We start from the raw sequence: 15476 nt of genomic DNA on the forward strand, positions 1-15476 counted from the left end.
CTTTCTCCCCCTTCCGCTCCGGCTCGATGGTTCGACGTCCGGCTCCGCTTCACACCTCCGCGCGCGCCTCCGCCCCCGTGCCCTTGCCCTCCGCCTCGGTGCCGGCCGGAGCCGTCGAACGGCGGCGCAGCACCAGGGCCACGAAGAGCACGGCGATCACGATGGCCACCCCGTGGGCGACCGCGACGACCGAGAGCGGCGAGAACACGTCGAGCGCGGCGCCGACCGCGATCATCCCGGCGCCGAAGCCGAAGCTCTCCACGGTCGCCGACAGCCCGAAGGCATGGGTGCGCAGACGGTCCGGCAGGGTCTGCAGATGCTGGGTGTAGGACACCTCGGTCAGTCCGTCGGCCGCCCCCGCGACCAGTGCGATCAGCACGGTCGCGGTCCAGGGCAGCCCGGCGAAGGCCAGGATGAAGGCGCCGGACATCACGATGGTGCCGAGCCCGAAGCCCAGGGCGCCCAGGGCCTGTTCCGAGCGCCGCGGCAGTCGCTGGATCACCTGCTGGGCCACGATGTTGCCGAACGCCCACACACACCAGAACACGCTGACGAACGTGGCCGGGCTGTCGGCGTCCAGTTCCGTCGAGTACACGGGCAGCGCCGCGTTGTGCGAGGAGGAGCCGAGCGCGTCGACGCCCCGCAGCAGCACCATCAGGCCGAGCACGGGCGCGCCGGCCAGGACCATCACCGCGGCGGGCAGTCGGCGGCGCTTCTTCCCGGCCCCGGCCGGACTCGCCGCCTCCGCCGAGTCCTCCGCGGCGTCCGGCTTCGGCCGCCGGGTGCCGGGCAGTTGGGCCACCGCCACCGCGCACACCAGGAACGTGGCCATGTCCAGCAGGAAGGCCGCCGTGTAGCCGAGCAGGGAGACGACCACACCGGCCGACGCGAACCCGGCGACCATCGCCAGCGAACGCCCGCTCACCATCAGCGAGTTGGCCCAGGCCCGGCGGTCCTCGGCCACCGTCTCCGGGATGACCGAGCTGCGCAGCGCGACCAGGAAGACCGTGCCGGTGATCCCGCCCACCGCCGAGACCACGAACAGCACGGGCGTGCGCAGCGTGTCGGGCGCCGCCACCAGGACCGCCAGCACCGCCGCCTGCACCACGTTCACCCAGAACATGACGGACCGCGCCGACCACCGGGCCAGGATCGGCGCGGCCAGCAGGCCCGCGACGATGCCCGCGGCGAGGCGTACGGCCATGAAGGCGCCGACGGCGAGCGCGCGGTCGGTGACGGCGTAGACGTACAGATTGAGCGCGACGACGTTGAGATAACTGCCGTACGACGACAGGGCGTAGCCCGCGACCAGGATGCGGTACCGGCGTTCCCGCACCGAGGCCGTGACGGGTTCCGGCATTCTCGACTTCCTTCGCGGACGGCAGCAGGGCGAGGTGCGGGCAGGGCGGCCGCAGGGGCGGAACCCGTCGAACAGAACCTGTCGAACACTAGTCAGGTGGTGCGGAGTTAGGCCCGGGGGACACGGGCGCATGAATGTAATCTGCACACTTGTGAAGCGTGATCATTTCGACCCACGCACGTGTGATTGCCATGAAACGCGGCCGACCCGCCCTTGCCCGCGAGCGCTGGCGGTGTACCGCCTCGCGCTGCGCGAGGGGCGGGTGCCGGCCGACGAGGTGCCGCGCTGTCTGACGGAACTCGGACTCGTCGTCGCCGACGCGGACCCGCCCGGCTGGTGTCTGCCGGTGGCGCCGGACGCCGCGCGCTTCGCCGTGCTGTCCACGATGGAGGACCGGCTGACCGAGCAGCGCCGGGCCCTGCGGTCGGCGTCCGCACGGCTCACCGCCTTCGAGTCGCTGTACGCGCGCGAGCAGCGCTCGGCCCTGCCCGCCCTGGTCCGGCTGACCGAGAAGGCGGTGATCAGCGCGGCCCTGGAGGCGGCGGTGGGGGACTGCCGGCACGAACTGCTCACCGCCCAGCCGGGCGGCGGCCGCGCGGAGGCGACGCTGCGCGAGGCGCTCGGCCGCGATCTGCGGGCGCTGCGGCGCGGGGTCCGCCAGCGCACCCTGTACCAGCACACCGTGCACGCGCACCGGCCGACGATGGCGTACATCGAGCGGGTCACCGAGGCGGGGGCCGAGGTCCGCACCCTGGCCGAGGTCGTCGAGCGGCTGATCGTCTGTGACCGTTCGGTCGCCTTCGTGCCGCTGTCGCAGGACAGCGCGGACGGCGCCCTGCAGATCCGGGACCCCGCCCTGGTCCGCTTCCTGGCCCGCGTCTTCGAGCAGACCTGGGAACGCTCCACCCCCGTGCTCCCGGCGGCCCCCGCCGAGCGCCGCAACCCCGCCGTCACCTCCGACCTCCAGCAGACGATCCTGCGCGCGGTCGTCGCCGGCGAGACCGACGACTCCATCGCCCGCCGCCTCGGCATGAGCCGCAGAAGCGTCGCGGAACACATCAGGAAGGTGTCCGTACGGCTCGGCAGCGGGAGCAGGGCCCAGCTCGGGTACCTGGTGGCCACGTCGGGGTTGCTGGAGGACGACGGCGGGTGACGGTACGCGCGGTGCCCGTGTGACCTCGGTCCCACCCACGGGGGACCCGGGCCTGTCCGCACGTTGACCCCGCCGGGCCGCCGGTAGGGTGGCCCGGTTGTCATACGTAGCCGACCCGTCCGCCGAGCCGCTCGACCCCCCAACGGAGACCGTGACTACCACCGCCGCCTCCTCCCATCACCTCTCTCCCGCCTTCCCCGGCCGCGCCCCCTGGGGCACCGCCAGCAAGTTGCGCGCCTGGCAGCAAGGGGCGATGGAGAAGTACGTCCAGGAGCAGCCGCGTGACTTCCTCGCCGTGGCCACCCCTGGCGCCGGCAAGACGACGTTCGCGCTGACCCTCGCCTCCTGGCTGCTGCACCACCACGTCGTGCAGCAGGTGACCGTGGTCGCGCCGACCGAGCACCTGAAGAAGCAGTGGGCGGAAGCGGCCGCGCGGATAGGGATCAAGCTGGACCCGGAGTACAGCGCCGGTCCGATCGGCAAGGACTACCACGGGGTCGCCGTGACGTACGCCGGTGTCGGTGTGCGCCCCATGCTGCACCGCAACCGTGTCGAGCAGCGCAAGACGCTCGTCATCCTCGACGAGATCCACCACGCAGGTGACTCCAAGTCCTGGGGCGAGGCGTGCCTGGAGGCCTTCGAGCCCGCCACCCGCCGGCTCGCCCTCACCGGTACGCCGTTCCGGTCGGACACCAACCCCATCCCCTTCGTGACGTACGAGGAGGACAACGCCGGCATCCGCCGCTCCGCCGCCGACTACACCTACGGCTACGGCAACGCGCTCGCCGACCATGTCGTCCGGCCGGTCATCTTCCTGAGCTACAGCGGCAACATGCGCTGGCGCACCAAGGCGGGCGACGAGATCGCCGCCCGGCTCGGCGAACCCATGACCAAGGACGCGATCAGCCAGGCCTGGCGTACGGCGCTGGATGCCCGCGGTGAGTGGATGCCGAGCGTGCTGCGCGCCGCCGACCAGCGGCTCACCGAGGTCCGCAAGGCCATCCCGGACGCCGGTGCCCTCGTCATCGCCTCCGACCAGGACTCCGCCCGCGCCTACGCCAAGCTGATCCGCGAGATCACGGGGACCAAGGCGACCCTCGTGCTCTCCGACGAAGCCGCCGCGTCCAAGCGCATCGACGACTTCAGCGCGAGCAACGACCGCTGGATGGTCGCCGTCCGCATGGTGTCCGAAGGCGTCGACGTTCCGCGGCTGGCGGTGGGCGTCTACGCCACCACCATCTCCACGCCCCTTTTCTTCGCCCAGGCCGTCGGCCGTTTCGTGCGTTCCCGGCGCCGCGGCGAGACCGCCTCCGTCTTCCTGCCGACCGTCCCCGACCTGCTCACCTTCGCCAACGAGATGGAGGTGGAACGGGACCACGCCCTCGACAAGCCGAAGAAGGAGGGCGAGGAGGACCCGTACGCCGAGTCCGAGAAGGAGATGGAGGAGGCGAACAAGGAGCAGGACGAGGACACCGGTGAGCAGGAGCAGTTCTCCTTCGAGGCGCTGGAGTCCGAGGCCGTCTTCGACCGGGTGCTGTACGACGGCGCCGAGTTCGGCATGCAGGCCCATCCGGGGAGCGAGGAGGAGCAGGACTACCTCGGTATCCCGGGGCTCCTCGAACCCGACCAGGTGCAGCTGCTGCTCCAGAAGCGGCAGGCCCGGCAGATCGCGCACAGCCGCAAGAAGCCGGACTCCGAGGCGGACCTCCTCGAGCTGCCCGCCGAGCGGCGGCCCGTCGTCTCGCACAAGGAGATGATGGAGCTCCGCAAGCAGCTCAACACCATGGTCAGCGCGTACGTCCACCAGAGCGGCAAGCCGCACGGCGTCATCCACACCGAGCTGCGGCGGCTGTGCGGGGGACCGCCGAGCGCCGAGGCGACGGCCGGGCAGCTGCGGCAGCGGATCGCCAAGGTGCAGGAGTGGGCGACCCGGATGAAGTGACCCCGGGCACCGTGGGGTGACCCCGGGCACGGTAGGGCGCGCTTCGGTCACCGAGCGCCGTACATAGCAGGACAAATCGGAGTGCTCCGTACCAGCCACTGCCCGGATTCTGGACGGAGCCTTCCGCTCAGCGAACCGGCATCGCTACAGTCCCGCTACGCACACGCCCCGTGGCAGCGCCGCCGCGGAGCGCAGCCGTGAAGCGACGCGGTCCGGAAACCGCTCCGGGCCGCCGGCCGATCGGCGGCCTCTGAAGCGCGTCACCGACGGGACTCGATGACGCATCCCCGCGACAGGGCCGCCGACCTCACCACTGGAGGAGTGGGCGTCGTGACCGCGGAGACCTCTCAGACGCTCGACCGAGGACTACGTGTCCTCAAGCTGCTGGCCGATACGGACCACGGGCTGACCGTCACCGAGCTATCCAACAAACTGGGCGTCAACCGGACCGTGGTGTACCGGTTGCTCGCCACACTGGAACAACATGCCCTCGTACGGCGTGACCTGGGCGGACGTGCCCGGGTCGGGCTCGGGGTGCTGCGCCTTGGCCGTCAGGTGCACCCGCTGGTGCGCGAGGCGGCACTGCCGGCCCTGCGCTCACTGGCCGAGGACATAGGAGCCACCGCCCATCTCACCCTGGTCGACGGGGCGGAGGCGCTCGCCGTCGCCGTGGTCGAGCCGACGTGGACGGACTACCACGTGGCGTACCGGGCCGGATTCCGTCACCCACTGGACCGCGGGGCCGCAGGCCGAGCGATCCTCTCCGCCCGCACCCAGCCGCTCCGGGACCCCGGGTACACCCTGACGCACGGGGAGCTGGAAGCGGGCGCGAGCGGCGCCGCCGCACCACTGCTCGGCGTCACGGGCGTCGAGGGCAGCGTCGGAGTCGTGATGCTGGCCGACGCGGTGCCGGAACGCGTGGGGCCACGGGTCGTGGACGCGGCGAAGGAGGTCGCGGAGGCATTGCGCTGACCGTTCGCCGGATCCGCGAGCCATGACGGCGGGGCGGACCACGGGGGTGGGCCGGCCCACGCCGCTCGCGTGAGCGCCACCCCCGGCACCGGCGTGTCCGTCGCGCCCGGCATCGGCATCGAGCCGCTCCCGGACGCGCCGCGGCGCCTCGCCCGCCGCCGGGAGGATCCGTACGCCGGGCGACCGGGCCCCGGCCGGAAGTGGTCGTCGCGTTAGATTGATCCCGTGCTCTCTCGCCTCACACGCCCCCAGGCCGTAGCCGTCTGTGCCCTGCCCGTCGTGGCCCTGCTCGCCACGGCGGCCTTCGCACCGCTGCCGTTCTCGCTGGCACAGCCCGGTATGACGGCGAACGTCCTCGGTGAGAACAAGGGCACCCCGGTGATCACGATCTCGGGCGCGCCGACCCGGGACACCAGCGGACAGCTCCGGATGACGACCATCGAGGCGACCAATCCGGACACCCGGGTCTCGCTCGGCGATGTGCTCGACGCGTGGTTCGACACGGACCGGGCGGTCATGCCGCGCGACTCGGTCTATCCGAGCGGGCAGTCCACCAAGGAGATCGAGCGGCACAACACCGCGCAGATGAAGGAGTCCCAGGACGCGGCGACGCAGGCGGCGCTGAACTACCTGGACCTCGAGGACGACGACATCAAGGTCTCACTGAAGCTGGCGGACGTCGGCGGCCCCAGCGCGGGCCTGCTGTTCTCCCTGGGCATCGTCGACAAGCTGGACGGCGACGGCAGCGGCGGCGACCTCACCGGCGGCCGCACCGTCGCCGGGACCGGCACGATCGACGCCGACGGCACGGTGGGTGCGGTCGGGGGCGTGCCCCTGAAGACGCAGGCCGCGAAGCGGGACGGGGCGACGGTGTTCCTGGTCCCGAAGGACGAGTGCTCGGACGCGGAGGCGGAGCTGCCGAAGGGGCTGCGGCTCGTTCCGGTGACCACGCTGAAGGGCGCGGTGAGTGCGCTGGTGGCGCTGGAGACGGGGAAGGGCTCCGTGCCGAGCTGCTAGGGCCTGTCCGGCGGCACTACTTCTCCTTCACGAACCCCTCCTTCTTCATCCAGTCCAGCGCGACCTGGTGCGGATCCTGCCCGTCCACGTCCACCTTGGCGTTCAGCTCCTGCGCGACCGTGTTGTCCAGCTTCTTCGTGACCGGGTCGAGGACCTCCGCGATCGCCGGCCACTTCTTCAGCGCCTCGGAGTTGATCGCGGGGGCCGCGTTGTAGTTGGGGAAGAACTTCCTGTCGTCGGCCATCACCACGAGGTTCATGGACTTGATGCGGCCGTCGGTGGTGAAGACCTCGCCGTAGGTGCAACTGCCCTTCTTCACCTGGGTGTAGATGATCCCGGTGTCCATCTGCGTGATGTTCTTCGCCGGGACGCTCATCCCGTACGCCTTCTCCATACCCGGCAGCCCGTCCGCGCGGTTGGCGAACTCGCTCTCCACGCACAGGGTCACGGCCCCGGGGTCCGACTTCGACAGCGCCGCCACGGCCGACAGCGTCCTCGTGCCGTACTTCTTGAAGTTGGCCTGGTTTATCGCGAGCGCGTACGTGTTGTTGAGGGACGCCGGCGCCAGCCACGTCAGCCCGTTCTTCAGGTCGGCCTTCCGTACCGCCTCCCACTGCTCCCGCGGATCGGCGATCGGCTCGCTGTTGCCCTGGTACGTGATCCAGGCGGTGCCCGTGTACTCGTACATCCCGTCCGCGTCACCGGACTTGACCGCCTCCCGGGCCCCGATCGAACCCTGGATGCCCGTCCGGTCCAGGACGTCCGCTCCGGCCGCCTGGAAGGCGATCCCCATGATCGCGCCGAGGATCAGCTGCTCGGTGAACTCCTTGGACGTGACGGTGAGGTCGGCGCCCTTGAGCGGCAGACCCTTGCCGATGGAGCCGGGTGTCACGTCGTCGACCATCGGCGAACCGCTGGTGAGGCCGCAGGCGGAGGCCAGGACCAGTACGCCCGCCGTCGCCAGCACGCCCGCGCGCTTCATGTCCCCACCTCCAACCCCCGTGGTCTGAGGAACAGTTCGGCGAGCGACGCCAGCCAGTCCACCAGCAGGGCGAGGGTGACCGTGAGGATCGAGCCCAGCATCAGCACCGGCATGCGCTGGTTGGTGATGCCGGTCGTGATCAGGACGCCCAGGCCCCCGCCGCCGCCGAAGGTCGCCAGCGTCGCCGTCCCGACGTTCAGCACCAGCGCCGTCCGGACGCCCGCCAGGATCAGCGGGACCGCCAGCGGCAGTTCGACGCGGGCGAGCACCCCCAGCGGGGACATGCCGATGCCCCGCGCCGCCTCCAGCAGGGTCGGGTCGTTGGCCTTCAGGCCCGCGACGGTGTTCGCGAGCACGGGCAGCACGGCGTAGATGATGATGCCGATCAGCGCCGCCTTCGTGCCCGTGCCCAGCCAGATCACCAGCAGGGCCAGCAGACCGATCGCCGGTGTCGCCTGCCCCATGTTGGCCAACGCCATCGCCACCGGGGTCACCGGACGGAACACCCTGCGGGTCAGCAGGATGCCCAGCGGGATCGCGATGATCAGCACGAAGAACGTCGAGATCACCGTCAGCTGCACGTGCTGCCAAAGGGCCTTCGAGACCTGCCCGTTCGACAGGGCGTTCTCGGAGATCGGGTCCAGGTGCGCCTGCTGGAACCACAGCCAGGTCGCCAGCAGCACCGCCACCAGCACGGCGGGCAGAAGGGTCAGCTTCTGCCAGGTGACCCGTCGCCGGGCGGCGACCGGCGGTGGCGGCGCCTCCTGCTCCGCCGGCGCGTCCTCCTCCAGCTCGGGGATGCTCACGCCTTCTTCTCCCCTCCGTCGCCCTCCTGCTCGGCGTGCGTCTGGTCGGCGCGCGTCTCCTCCAGCTCGTGCTGGTGCTCCACGGCGTCCAGCCGGTCGGCCTCCAGCAGCTCGTGCACGGAGTTCATGAGCGTCTCCATGTCCACGACGCCGGTGTACTCACCGCGCCGCCCGGTGACCGCGACCCGCCCCGCGTTGTCGGTGAGCACGGCTTCGAGGGCGTCCCGCAGGGTCGCGTCCCGGGTCACCGTGTCGTGCACCAGCGTCCCGGCCCGGGCCAGCGAGCCCTTCGCCCGCATCAGGTCCCCGCGCCTGAGCCACTTGTAGGGCCGTCCCCGCTTGTCGAGCAGCAGGATCTCGTTGGTACCGCTGTCCCGGAGCCTGTTGAAGATGTCCTGGAGCGGGTCGTCGACGGTGACCGTCGGATAGTCGGTGATCTCCACGTCCCGTACGCGGGTGAGGTTGAGCCGTTTGAGAGCCGCCCCGGCGCCGACGAACCCGGACACGAAGTCGTCCGCCGGGTTGGTGAGGATCGCCTCCGGGGTGTCGAACTGCGCGATGTGCGAGCGTTCGCGCAGCACGGCGATCCGGTCACCGAGCTTGATCGCCTCGTCGAAGTCGTGCGTGACGAAGACGATCGTCTTGTGCAGCTCGTGCTGGAGTCTGATCAGCTCGTCCTGGAGATGGTCACGGGTGATCGGGTCGACCGCGCCGAACGGCTCGTCCATCAGCAGGACGGGCGGGTCCGCCGCCAACGCCCTTGCGACGCCCACGCGTTGTTGCTGACCGCCGGAGAGCTGACGGGGATAGCGGCCGTGGAACTCGCCGGGGTCGAGCCCCACCAGGTCGAGGAGCTCCTCGACGCGGTCCTTGATCCGGTTCTTGCCCCAGCCGACCATCTTCGGCACCAGCGCGATGTTCTGCGCGACCGTCATGTGCGGGAACAGCCCGGCCGACTGGATCGCATAGCCCACCTTGCGGCGCAGCTTCACCGGATCGATGTCGGTGACGTCCTCGCCGCCGATGCGGATCCGGCCGCCGGTCGGCTCGATCAGCCGGTTGATCATCTTGAGCGTGGTCGACTTACCGCAGCCGGAGGGGCCGACGAAGATGACGATCTCGCCCGCCTTGATCTCCATGTTGACGTTGTCGACGGAGGGCTGTGGATTGCCGGGATACCTCTTGGTCAGGTTCTCCAACTCGATGGAGGCGCCGGAGGCTTCAGACACGGATCCCCCTGGGAATGGTCAGCCGTCCGATCAGGACGTACGCGGCGTCGAACAGCAGGGCCAGGACGATGATCCCGAGCGTGCCCGCGAGCACCTGGTTGAGGGCGTTCTTGCTGCCCAGGGAGGCGATGCCGCGGAAGATCTCGTTGCCGAGGCCGGGCCCGGAGGCGTAGGCGGCGATGGCGGCGATGCCCATCAGCATCTGCGTGGAGACCCGGATGCCGGTCAGGATCGGCGGCCAGGCCAGCGGCAGCTCGACCCGCACGAGCCGCATCAGCCGGGACATCCCGATGCCCTGCGCCGCGTCCACCAGCGCCGGGTCGACGCCGCGCAGGCCGACGATCGAGTTGCGCACGATCGGCAGCAGGCCGTACAGGGTCAGCGCGATCACCGTGGGCGGCACGCCCAGGCCGACGATCGGGATGAGCAGACCGATCATGGCGAGCGACGGGATGGTCAGGATGGTCGAGGTGGCCGTCGTGGCGAGGTTGCCGCCCCAGTCGCTGCGATAGGTGACCACGCCGATCAGGACCCCGATCGCCGTCGCCACGACCATGCACTGGAAGACGACGCTCGCGTGTTGGTAGGCATCCGAGAGCAGCTGCTGATGGCGGTTGCCCAGGTACTCCCAGAAGTTCACACGCGGTCACCTCATGGCAGCTAGGCCCAGTCGGCTAAGTCCTGTCCTCGTCCTCCGCCGCCTGCTCCACCAGCGGGATGATCCGCAGCGGAACGGGGTTCTCCATCACGATCGCCGTGGCGGCCCGGACAATGCCATCAAAACCGACAACCAGGTCGATCACCCGCTGGAGATCGGCGTTCGACCGGGCGACGAGCCGGCACAGCATGTCCCCGCTTCCGGTCGTGGTGTGCAGCTCCAGGACCTCCGGCACGGTCGCCAAGTGCGCCCGTACGTCCGCCCCTTGTCCCTGCCGGATCTCCAGCGTGGCGAACGCGGTCACCGGATAGCCGAGCGCGGCAGGGTCCACCTGCGGGCCGAATCCCCGGATGACGCCATTCGACTGAAGCCGGTCCAGACGCGCCTGCACGGTCCCGCGCGCCACCCCCAGCCGCCGGGACATCTCCAGCACCCCGATCCGCGGCTCCCGCGCCAGCAGCACGATGATCCGTCCGTCCAGTCCGTCGATCCCCACGAGAGCCGCCTTTCCCGGTGGTCATCCTGTACAGAGAGCTCGTAAGAACGGACCCTTCACTGGTCATATTGCACACCAGAAACGCAAACTATTGCGCACCTTGCCCCCGCGGAGAAGGCTGCGAGCATGACGCAGACCACTCACCACACTCCCGACACCGCCCGGCAGGCCGACCCCTTCCCGGTCAAGGGAATGGACGCGGTCGTCTTCGCCGTGGGCAACGCCAAGCAGGCGGCGCACTACTACTCCACCGCCTTCGGCATGAAGCTGGTCGCCTACTCCGGACCGGAGAACGGCAGCCGTGAGACCGCGAGCTACGTCCTGGAGAACGGCTCCGCCCGTTTCGTGCTCACCTCGGTGATCAAGCCCGCCACCACCTGGGGCCACTTCCTCGCCCAGCACGTGGCCGAGCACGGCGACGGCGTGATCGACCTCGCCATCGAGGTCCCGGACGCCCGCGCCGCGTACGCCTACGCGCTGGAGCACGGCGCCCGCTCGGTCGCCGAGCCGTACGAGCTGAAGGACGAGCACGGCACCGTCGTACTCGCCGCGATCGCCACCTACGGCGAGACCCGCCACACCCTCGTCGACCGCTCCGGCTACGACGGCCCCTACCTCCCCGGCTTCACCGCGGTGGCCCCGCTCGTCCAGCCGCCCGCCCACCGCACCTTCCAGGCCATCGACCACTGCGTCGGCAACGTCGAGCTCGGCCGGATGAACGAGTGGGTCGGCTTCTACAACAAGGTCATGGGCTTCACGAACATGAAGGAGTTCGTGGGCGACGACATCGCCACCGAGTACAGCGCGCTGATGTCGAAGGTCGTCGCGGACGGCACGCTCAAGGTCAAGTTCCCGATCAACGAGCCCGCCATCGCCAAGAAGAAGTCCCAGATCGACGAGTACCTGGAGTTCTACGGCGGCGCGGGCGTCCAGCACATCGCGCTCAACACCAACGACATCGTCGAGACCGTACGGACCATGCGGGCGGCCGGAGTCCAGTTCCTCGACACCCCGGACTCCTACTACGACACCCTCGGCGAGTGGGTCGGCGACACCCGCGTGCCCGTCGACACCCTGCGCGAGCTGAAGATCCTCGCCGACCGCGACGAGGACGGCTATCTGCTGCAGATCTTCACCAAGCCGGTCCAGGACAAGCCGACCGTGTTCTTCGAACTCATCGAGCGGCACGGCTCGATGGGCTTCGGCAAGGGCAACTTCAAGGCCCTCTTCGAGGCGATCGAGCGGGAGCAGGAGCGGCGCGGCAACCTGTGAACGGAAACCTGTGAATCTGACGTGAATCCACAAGCGCTTTCGTAGAACCTTGAAACCAGTGAACGGGAGTTGACACTCTCTGGTCCTGTGGACGTCATCGGGACGTCCGCAGGACCCTGGGGACACCGAACGTGACCGACCGCATCGACCTCGACGTACCGGCGACCCGCTGGCTGAAGGAGAAGGCCCTCAAGGAGGGCACGGTCCTGCAGTCCTTCGCCTTCGACGAGGTGCACCAGCACCTGTACGTCCTCCAGGTGCGGCGCGGTGGCATCGGCGCCGGCAACCTGTGCCTCAACAAGCTCGACCACGAAGGCAAGCTGCTCGGCAGCATGAACCTCCAGGGCTTCGGGCACGGCGTCAGCATCGGTGTGCAGAACGCCGCCGACGGCAAGGTCTGGATCTGGACCGAGGCCGACGCCAAGGGCGGCTACGGCCAGGGCGTCACCCGCTTCCAGTTCAGGAACGGCGCCACCCGCACCGGCGAGGACGTCAAGATACGCAAGCCGATACCGGGGTCCACCAACAACCAGCCCTCGGTCTGCATGGCCTCGAAGCGCATCGCCGTCCGCTACCGCGTCAAGGGCAAGCCGCGCTACCGGATCTGGGACCTCGACGCCTTCGTCGCCCGCGAGTACGACCACCCCGTCGCCGACATCGCCCAGCCCGCCGCGCACCCCGACAAGAAGATCCCCTTCCAGGGCTATGCCCTGCACCACGACCACCTCTACCAGCTCGCCGGGACGGCCTACGACGCCGGGACCAACCCGCGCGCCGAGCACGGCAACGCCTACCTCTCCTGCGTCGACATCACCACCGGTGAGCTGGTCCAGCGGCTGCGCACCGAGGCCGGCCGCTCCCTCACCCACCGCGAGCCGGAGGGCCTCGCCGTCCGCCGCAAGGGCGGCACGCGGCTGTATCTGGGCCTCGCCTCCGGGACGGCCGGGGAACGCAGGTTCTCCCTCTACTACAAGCCGAAGCAGTAGGGCGAACGTACGCTGGCCGCATGGCCAGGATCAACGACGTCGGCGGCACCCAGGGCTTCGGCGCCATCGACACCACCGACGACACCGAGCCCTTCCACGCGGACTGGGAGGCGCGGGTCGTCGGCCTCTTCAACACCCTGCGCGGTCAAGGGCTCTTCAACACCAACGAGTTCCGCGACGCGATCGAGTCGATGCCGCCGGCCGAGTACCTGGCGGCGTCGTACTACGAGCGCTGGTTCACCGCGATCTGCGCGCTGCTGGAACGCAAGGGCGTGATCGGGCCGGGTGAGCTGGATGACTGACCGTTTCCCGCCCGGCACCCGGGTGCGCACCTTCCCGCACGACCCGCCGCACCACACCCGGCTGCCCCGGTACGCGCGCGGCAAGCGGGGCGTGATCGTCGAGCCGGAGGGTCCGGACGAGCTGCCCGACATCAGCGCACAGGGGCGCGGGGACGCGCCGGTCGAGCAGATCTACGCGGTCCGCTTCGAGGCCCGTGACCTGTGGGGCGAGGGCGACCATCACGTCGTACTGGATCTGTGGGAAAGCTATCTGGAAGAGGACCGTGCCGATGAGCGGTGACCACCACCCCGATGCGACGATCGCCCGCCGGGTCCGCCGGCTGGAGACCCTGCTGGAGGAGAAGGGCGTGATCACCGGCGAGAAGGTGGACGAGGCGATCGACGCCTTCCTCGCCGCCTCGTCACCGGCGAACGGGGCGAAGGTCGTCGCCCGCGCCTGGACCGACGAGGCGTACAAGGCGCGGCTGCTGGCCGACGGGACCGCCGCCGTGCAGGAGCTGGGCCACATGGACGGCTCCTACCAGCGCCTGCGCGTCGTCGAGAACACGGCGACGACCCACAACGTCATCGTCTGCACCCTCTGCTCCTGCTACCCCCTGCGCCTCCTCGGCCCGTCCCCGAGCTGGTACAAGTCCGAGGCCTACCGCTCCCGCGTGGTCCGTGAACCCCGCGAGGTGCTGCGGGAGTTCGGGCTCGAACTGCCCGCCGCCGTGGACGTCACGGTGTGGGACTCCAGCGCCGAGTCGCGCTACATGGTGCTGCCCCGCAGGCCCGAGGGGACCGCAGGACTGGGAGAGGACGAACTGGCGGCGCTGGTCACACGCAACGCACTGATCGGCACCGCCGAGGTCTAGGACTCCGTCTCCGTCTCCGCCTTCGCGTCCATCACCGGCAGCTCCTCCACCGACGGCTCACCCAACGCCGTCAACGCCTCCCGAGCCGTCCGCACGTGCACAGGCGAGAAGTACGGGTTGATCCGCAACGCCTCCTGGAGGTGGCGCCGGGCCGGCCCGTACTTCTCCAACTCCCGCTCGATCATGCCCCGGTGATACGCGTGCAGCGCACTGCGCACCCCGCCGCCGTGCACCTTGTCCGTCGCCCGCACCGCGTACCGCAGCGCCTCCTCGTCCTGACCGGCCCGGTGCAGCGCCCACCCCAGCGCGTCGGCCACCGCGATCCCGGGCTGGCGTCGCCACTCCGCCCGCAGCCGCCGTACGGCCGCCTGCGGATCCCCGTGGTCCGCCTCGAACACCCCGAGCACCAGCTCCTCGTCGGCCCCGCCCGCCGCGGCACCACGGACCCGCGCCCGCAACAGGTCGTACTGGACCTGGGCCGCCTGCCGCATCCCCAGCGACTCGTACAACTCGCCCAGCTCCAGGGCGTACTGCGGATGCGGCTGCTTGGCCAGCGCCATCCGGTACGCGCTCAGCGCCTCCGAGGTCCGCCCCAGCGCCGCCAGCACCCGCCCCTGCCCGGCCTGCGCGGCCCGCTGGTCGGGGTCGATGCGCACCGCCTCCTGGAAGTGCCGCAGCGCCGGCTCACGATCGCCGCGCTCCCAGGCCAGCTGCCCCACCCGCTCCAGATACGCGGCCCGTTCGGCGGGCGCCCGAGCGCCCGCCGCCGCGTCGGAGAGCTGCGCCATCGCGTCCTCGCGCCAGCCCCGGTCCCGGAACACGGCCCCGGCCCGCGCCATCACGGCCGGCCCGCCGCGCAGCCCCTGCAGCCGCTCGAGGGTCCGCTGCGTGGCCTTCCAGTCGCCGAGGCCGGTGTAGGCGTCGAGCAGCGGCGGATACGTCGTCCAGCGCTTCGGATCCAGCTTCAGCGCGGCCTCGCCCCATCGCTTCGCCGCCCGGAAGTCCCGCCGCGCGTTCGCCAGCGCGGCGAGCCCGCCGAGCGCCTCGGCGTTCCCCCTGGCCCGCACCCTCAGCGACATACGCAACGCGTGGTCGGCCCTCGGGTAGTACGCCGGCTCCGCCGTCCGCCGCCCCTGCTCCAGATACGCCGCCCCGAGCACCGCCCACGACTCGGCGTCCCGCGGATGCCTCCGCAGATGCGTCTCCCGCTCAGCGATCAGCGCCGCCAGGTCCGGCAGCGCGGCCGCCACCCCCGTGGTGACCGCCGCCCGTGCCTGTGCCCCCGGGGCCGGCGGCGCGGGCGCCCCCGTGTCCGGCGGCTGCCAGGGCAGCACCATCAGCGTCCCGCCGAGCACCAGACACCCGGTGACGGCCGCGATCAGAACCCGCCGTGCGATGCGCGAACGCCGGGGGGCCGCCTCCTCATGGTTCTCCATGGCGATCACTG

The 15476-nt window shown here is 70.5% G+C and carries 17 protein-coding genes; 10 read left to right on the top strand and 7 right to left on the bottom strand.

The window, feature by feature from the left end; translation table 11 throughout:
• Nucleotides 1-49 precede the first annotated feature (49 nt).
• Entirely contained in the window at nt 50-1360 is a 1311-nt protein-coding gene (locus tag ACWD3I_RS00485; protein ID WP_365398764.1) for an MFS transporter, read from the bottom strand.
• A gap of 232 nt (nt 1361-1592) precedes the next feature.
• Between ACWD3I_RS00485 and ACWD3I_RS00490 the strand changes: the two genes are divergently transcribed.
• From ACWD3I_RS00490 to ACWD3I_RS00510, 5 genes are all read left to right on the top strand, one after another.
• On the top strand, nt 1593-2513 hold the full coding sequence (locus ACWD3I_RS00490) for a LuxR C-terminal-related transcriptional regulator (protein ID WP_365398761.1): 921 nt from the start codon (nt 1593-1595) through the stop codon (nt 2511-2513).
• A gap of 151 nt (nt 2514-2664) precedes the next feature.
• Nucleotides 2665-4455 carry a DEAD/DEAH box helicase gene (locus tag ACWD3I_RS00495; RefSeq protein ID WP_365398758.1) on the top strand — a complete coding sequence of 597 codons (1791 nt, stop codon included), beginning with the start codon at nt 2665-2667 and terminating at the stop codon, nt 4453-4455.
• Between the two features lie 330 nt (nt 4456-4785).
• Nucleotides 4786-5427, top strand: a complete 642-nt coding sequence (locus tag ACWD3I_RS00500; RefSeq protein ID WP_046259016.1) for an IclR family transcriptional regulator — start codon at nt 4786-4788, stop codon at nt 5425-5427.
• Nucleotides 5428-5496: 69 nt separating this feature from the next.
• Nucleotides 5497-5643 carry a hypothetical protein gene (locus ACWD3I_RS00505; RefSeq protein WP_365398755.1) on the top strand — a complete coding sequence of 49 codons (147 nt, stop codon included), beginning with the start codon at nt 5497-5499 and terminating at the stop codon, nt 5641-5643.
• Between the two features lie 9 nt (nt 5644-5652).
• Nucleotides 5653-6444, top strand: a complete 792-nt coding sequence (locus tag ACWD3I_RS00510; RefSeq protein WP_365398752.1) for a YlbL family protein — start codon at nt 5653-5655, stop codon at nt 6442-6444.
• 16 nt (nt 6445-6460) lie between these two features.
• Here the strand turns inward: ACWD3I_RS00510 and ACWD3I_RS00515 are convergent, their stop codons facing one another.
• Genes ACWD3I_RS00515 through ACWD3I_RS00535 form a run of 5 tightly spaced genes read right to left on the bottom strand, consistent with a single transcriptional unit; the run spans nt 6461 to nt 10615 of the window.
• Entirely contained in the window at nt 6461-7426 is a 966-nt protein-coding gene (locus tag ACWD3I_RS00515) for a glycine betaine ABC transporter substrate-binding protein (RefSeq protein ID WP_365398749.1), read from the bottom strand.
• A complete protein-coding gene (locus ACWD3I_RS00520; protein WP_365398746.1) occupies nt 7423-8232 on the bottom strand; it encodes an ABC transporter permease in 810 nt (269 codons plus the stop codon). Before ACWD3I_RS00520 ends, ACWD3I_RS00515 begins: the two co-directional genes overlap by 4 nt.
• Nucleotides 8229-9461, bottom strand: a complete 1233-nt coding sequence (locus ACWD3I_RS00525; RefSeq protein WP_365398743.1) for a betaine/proline/choline family ABC transporter ATP-binding protein — start codon at nt 9459-9461, stop codon at nt 8229-8231. Before ACWD3I_RS00525 ends, ACWD3I_RS00520 begins: the two co-directional genes overlap by 4 nt.
• Nucleotides 9454-10101, bottom strand: a complete 648-nt coding sequence (locus ACWD3I_RS00530; RefSeq protein ID WP_365398740.1) for an ABC transporter permease — start codon at nt 10099-10101, stop codon at nt 9454-9456. The genes ACWD3I_RS00525 and ACWD3I_RS00530 overlap by 8 nt, the downstream gene beginning before the upstream one ends.
• 34 nt (nt 10102-10135) lie before the next feature.
• Entirely contained in the window at nt 10136-10615 is a 480-nt protein-coding gene (locus ACWD3I_RS00535; RefSeq protein ID WP_365398737.1) for an Lrp/AsnC family transcriptional regulator, read from the bottom strand.
• A 126-nt stretch (nt 10616-10741) separates the two neighbouring features.
• Between ACWD3I_RS00535 and hppD the strand changes: the two genes are divergently transcribed.
• The 5 genes from hppD (at nt 10742) to nthA (ending at nt 14029) form a co-directional block, all read left to right on the top strand.
• The gene (gene hppD, locus ACWD3I_RS00540) at nt 10742-11887 is read left to right on the top strand and encodes a 4-hydroxyphenylpyruvate dioxygenase (protein WP_365398734.1); all 1146 of its coding nucleotides are present in this window, start codon (nt 10742-10744) and stop codon (nt 11885-11887) included.
• A 131-nt stretch (nt 11888-12018) separates the two neighbouring features.
• Nucleotides 12019-12873, top strand: a complete 855-nt coding sequence (locus ACWD3I_RS00545; RefSeq protein WP_365398731.1) for a phage baseplate protein — start codon at nt 12019-12021, stop codon at nt 12871-12873.
• 20 nt (nt 12874-12893) lie between these two features.
• Nucleotides 12894-13175 (top strand): SH3-like domain-containing protein, encoded by a 282-nt coding sequence (locus tag ACWD3I_RS00550; RefSeq protein ID WP_046258974.1) that lies wholly within the window; start codon nt 12894-12896, stop codon nt 13173-13175.
• A complete protein-coding gene (locus ACWD3I_RS00555; protein WP_266891786.1) occupies nt 13168-13455 on the top strand; it encodes an SH3-like domain-containing protein in 288 nt (95 codons plus the stop codon). The genes ACWD3I_RS00550 and ACWD3I_RS00555 overlap by 8 nt, the downstream gene beginning before the upstream one ends.
• Nucleotides 13445-14029 carry a nitrile hydratase subunit alpha gene (nthA, locus tag ACWD3I_RS00560; protein WP_365398726.1) on the top strand — a complete coding sequence of 195 codons (585 nt, stop codon included), beginning with the start codon at nt 13445-13447 and terminating at the stop codon, nt 14027-14029. Before ACWD3I_RS00555 ends, nthA begins: the two co-directional genes overlap by 11 nt.
• Here the strand turns inward: nthA and ACWD3I_RS00565 are convergent.
• Nucleotides 14026-15465, bottom strand: coding sequence for a tetratricopeptide repeat protein (locus ACWD3I_RS00565; protein WP_365398723.1), 1440 nt, complete (start codon nt 15463-15465; stop codon nt 14026-14028). The two genes, nthA and ACWD3I_RS00565, sit on opposite strands and share 4 nt — an antisense overlap.
• Between the last annotated feature and the right edge of the window lie 11 nt (nt 15466-15476).

Source organism: Streptomyces sp. NPDC002817, assembly GCF_053592055.1.

Bases quoted from the DNA above. Each gene is read 5' to 3' on its own strand.
- hppD (WP_365398734.1), top strand. From the start codon at position 10,742: ATGACGCAGACCACTCACCACACTCCCGACACCGCCCGGCAGGCCGAC.
- ACWD3I_RS00555 (WP_266891786.1), top strand. From the start codon at position 13,168: ATGACTGACCGTTTCCCGCCCGGCACCCGGGTGCGCACCTTCCCGCAC.
- ACWD3I_RS00550 (WP_046258974.1), top strand. From the start codon at position 12,894: ATGGCCAGGATCAACGACGTCGGCGGCACCCAGGGCTTCGGCGCCATC.
- ACWD3I_RS00565 (WP_365398723.1), bottom strand. From the start codon at position 15,465: ATGGAGAACCATGAGGAGGCGGCCCCCCGGCGTTCGCGCATCGCACGG.
- nthA (WP_365398726.1), top strand. From the start codon at position 13,445: ATGAGCGGTGACCACCACCCCGATGCGACGATCGCCCGCCGGGTCCGC.
- ACWD3I_RS00515 (WP_365398749.1), bottom strand. From the start codon at position 7,426: ATGAAGCGCGCGGGCGTGCTGGCGACGGCGGGCGTACTGGTCCTGGCC.
- ACWD3I_RS00485 (WP_365398764.1), bottom strand. From the start codon at position 1,360: ATGCCGGAACCCGTCACGGCCTCGGTGCGGGAACGCCGGTACCGCATC.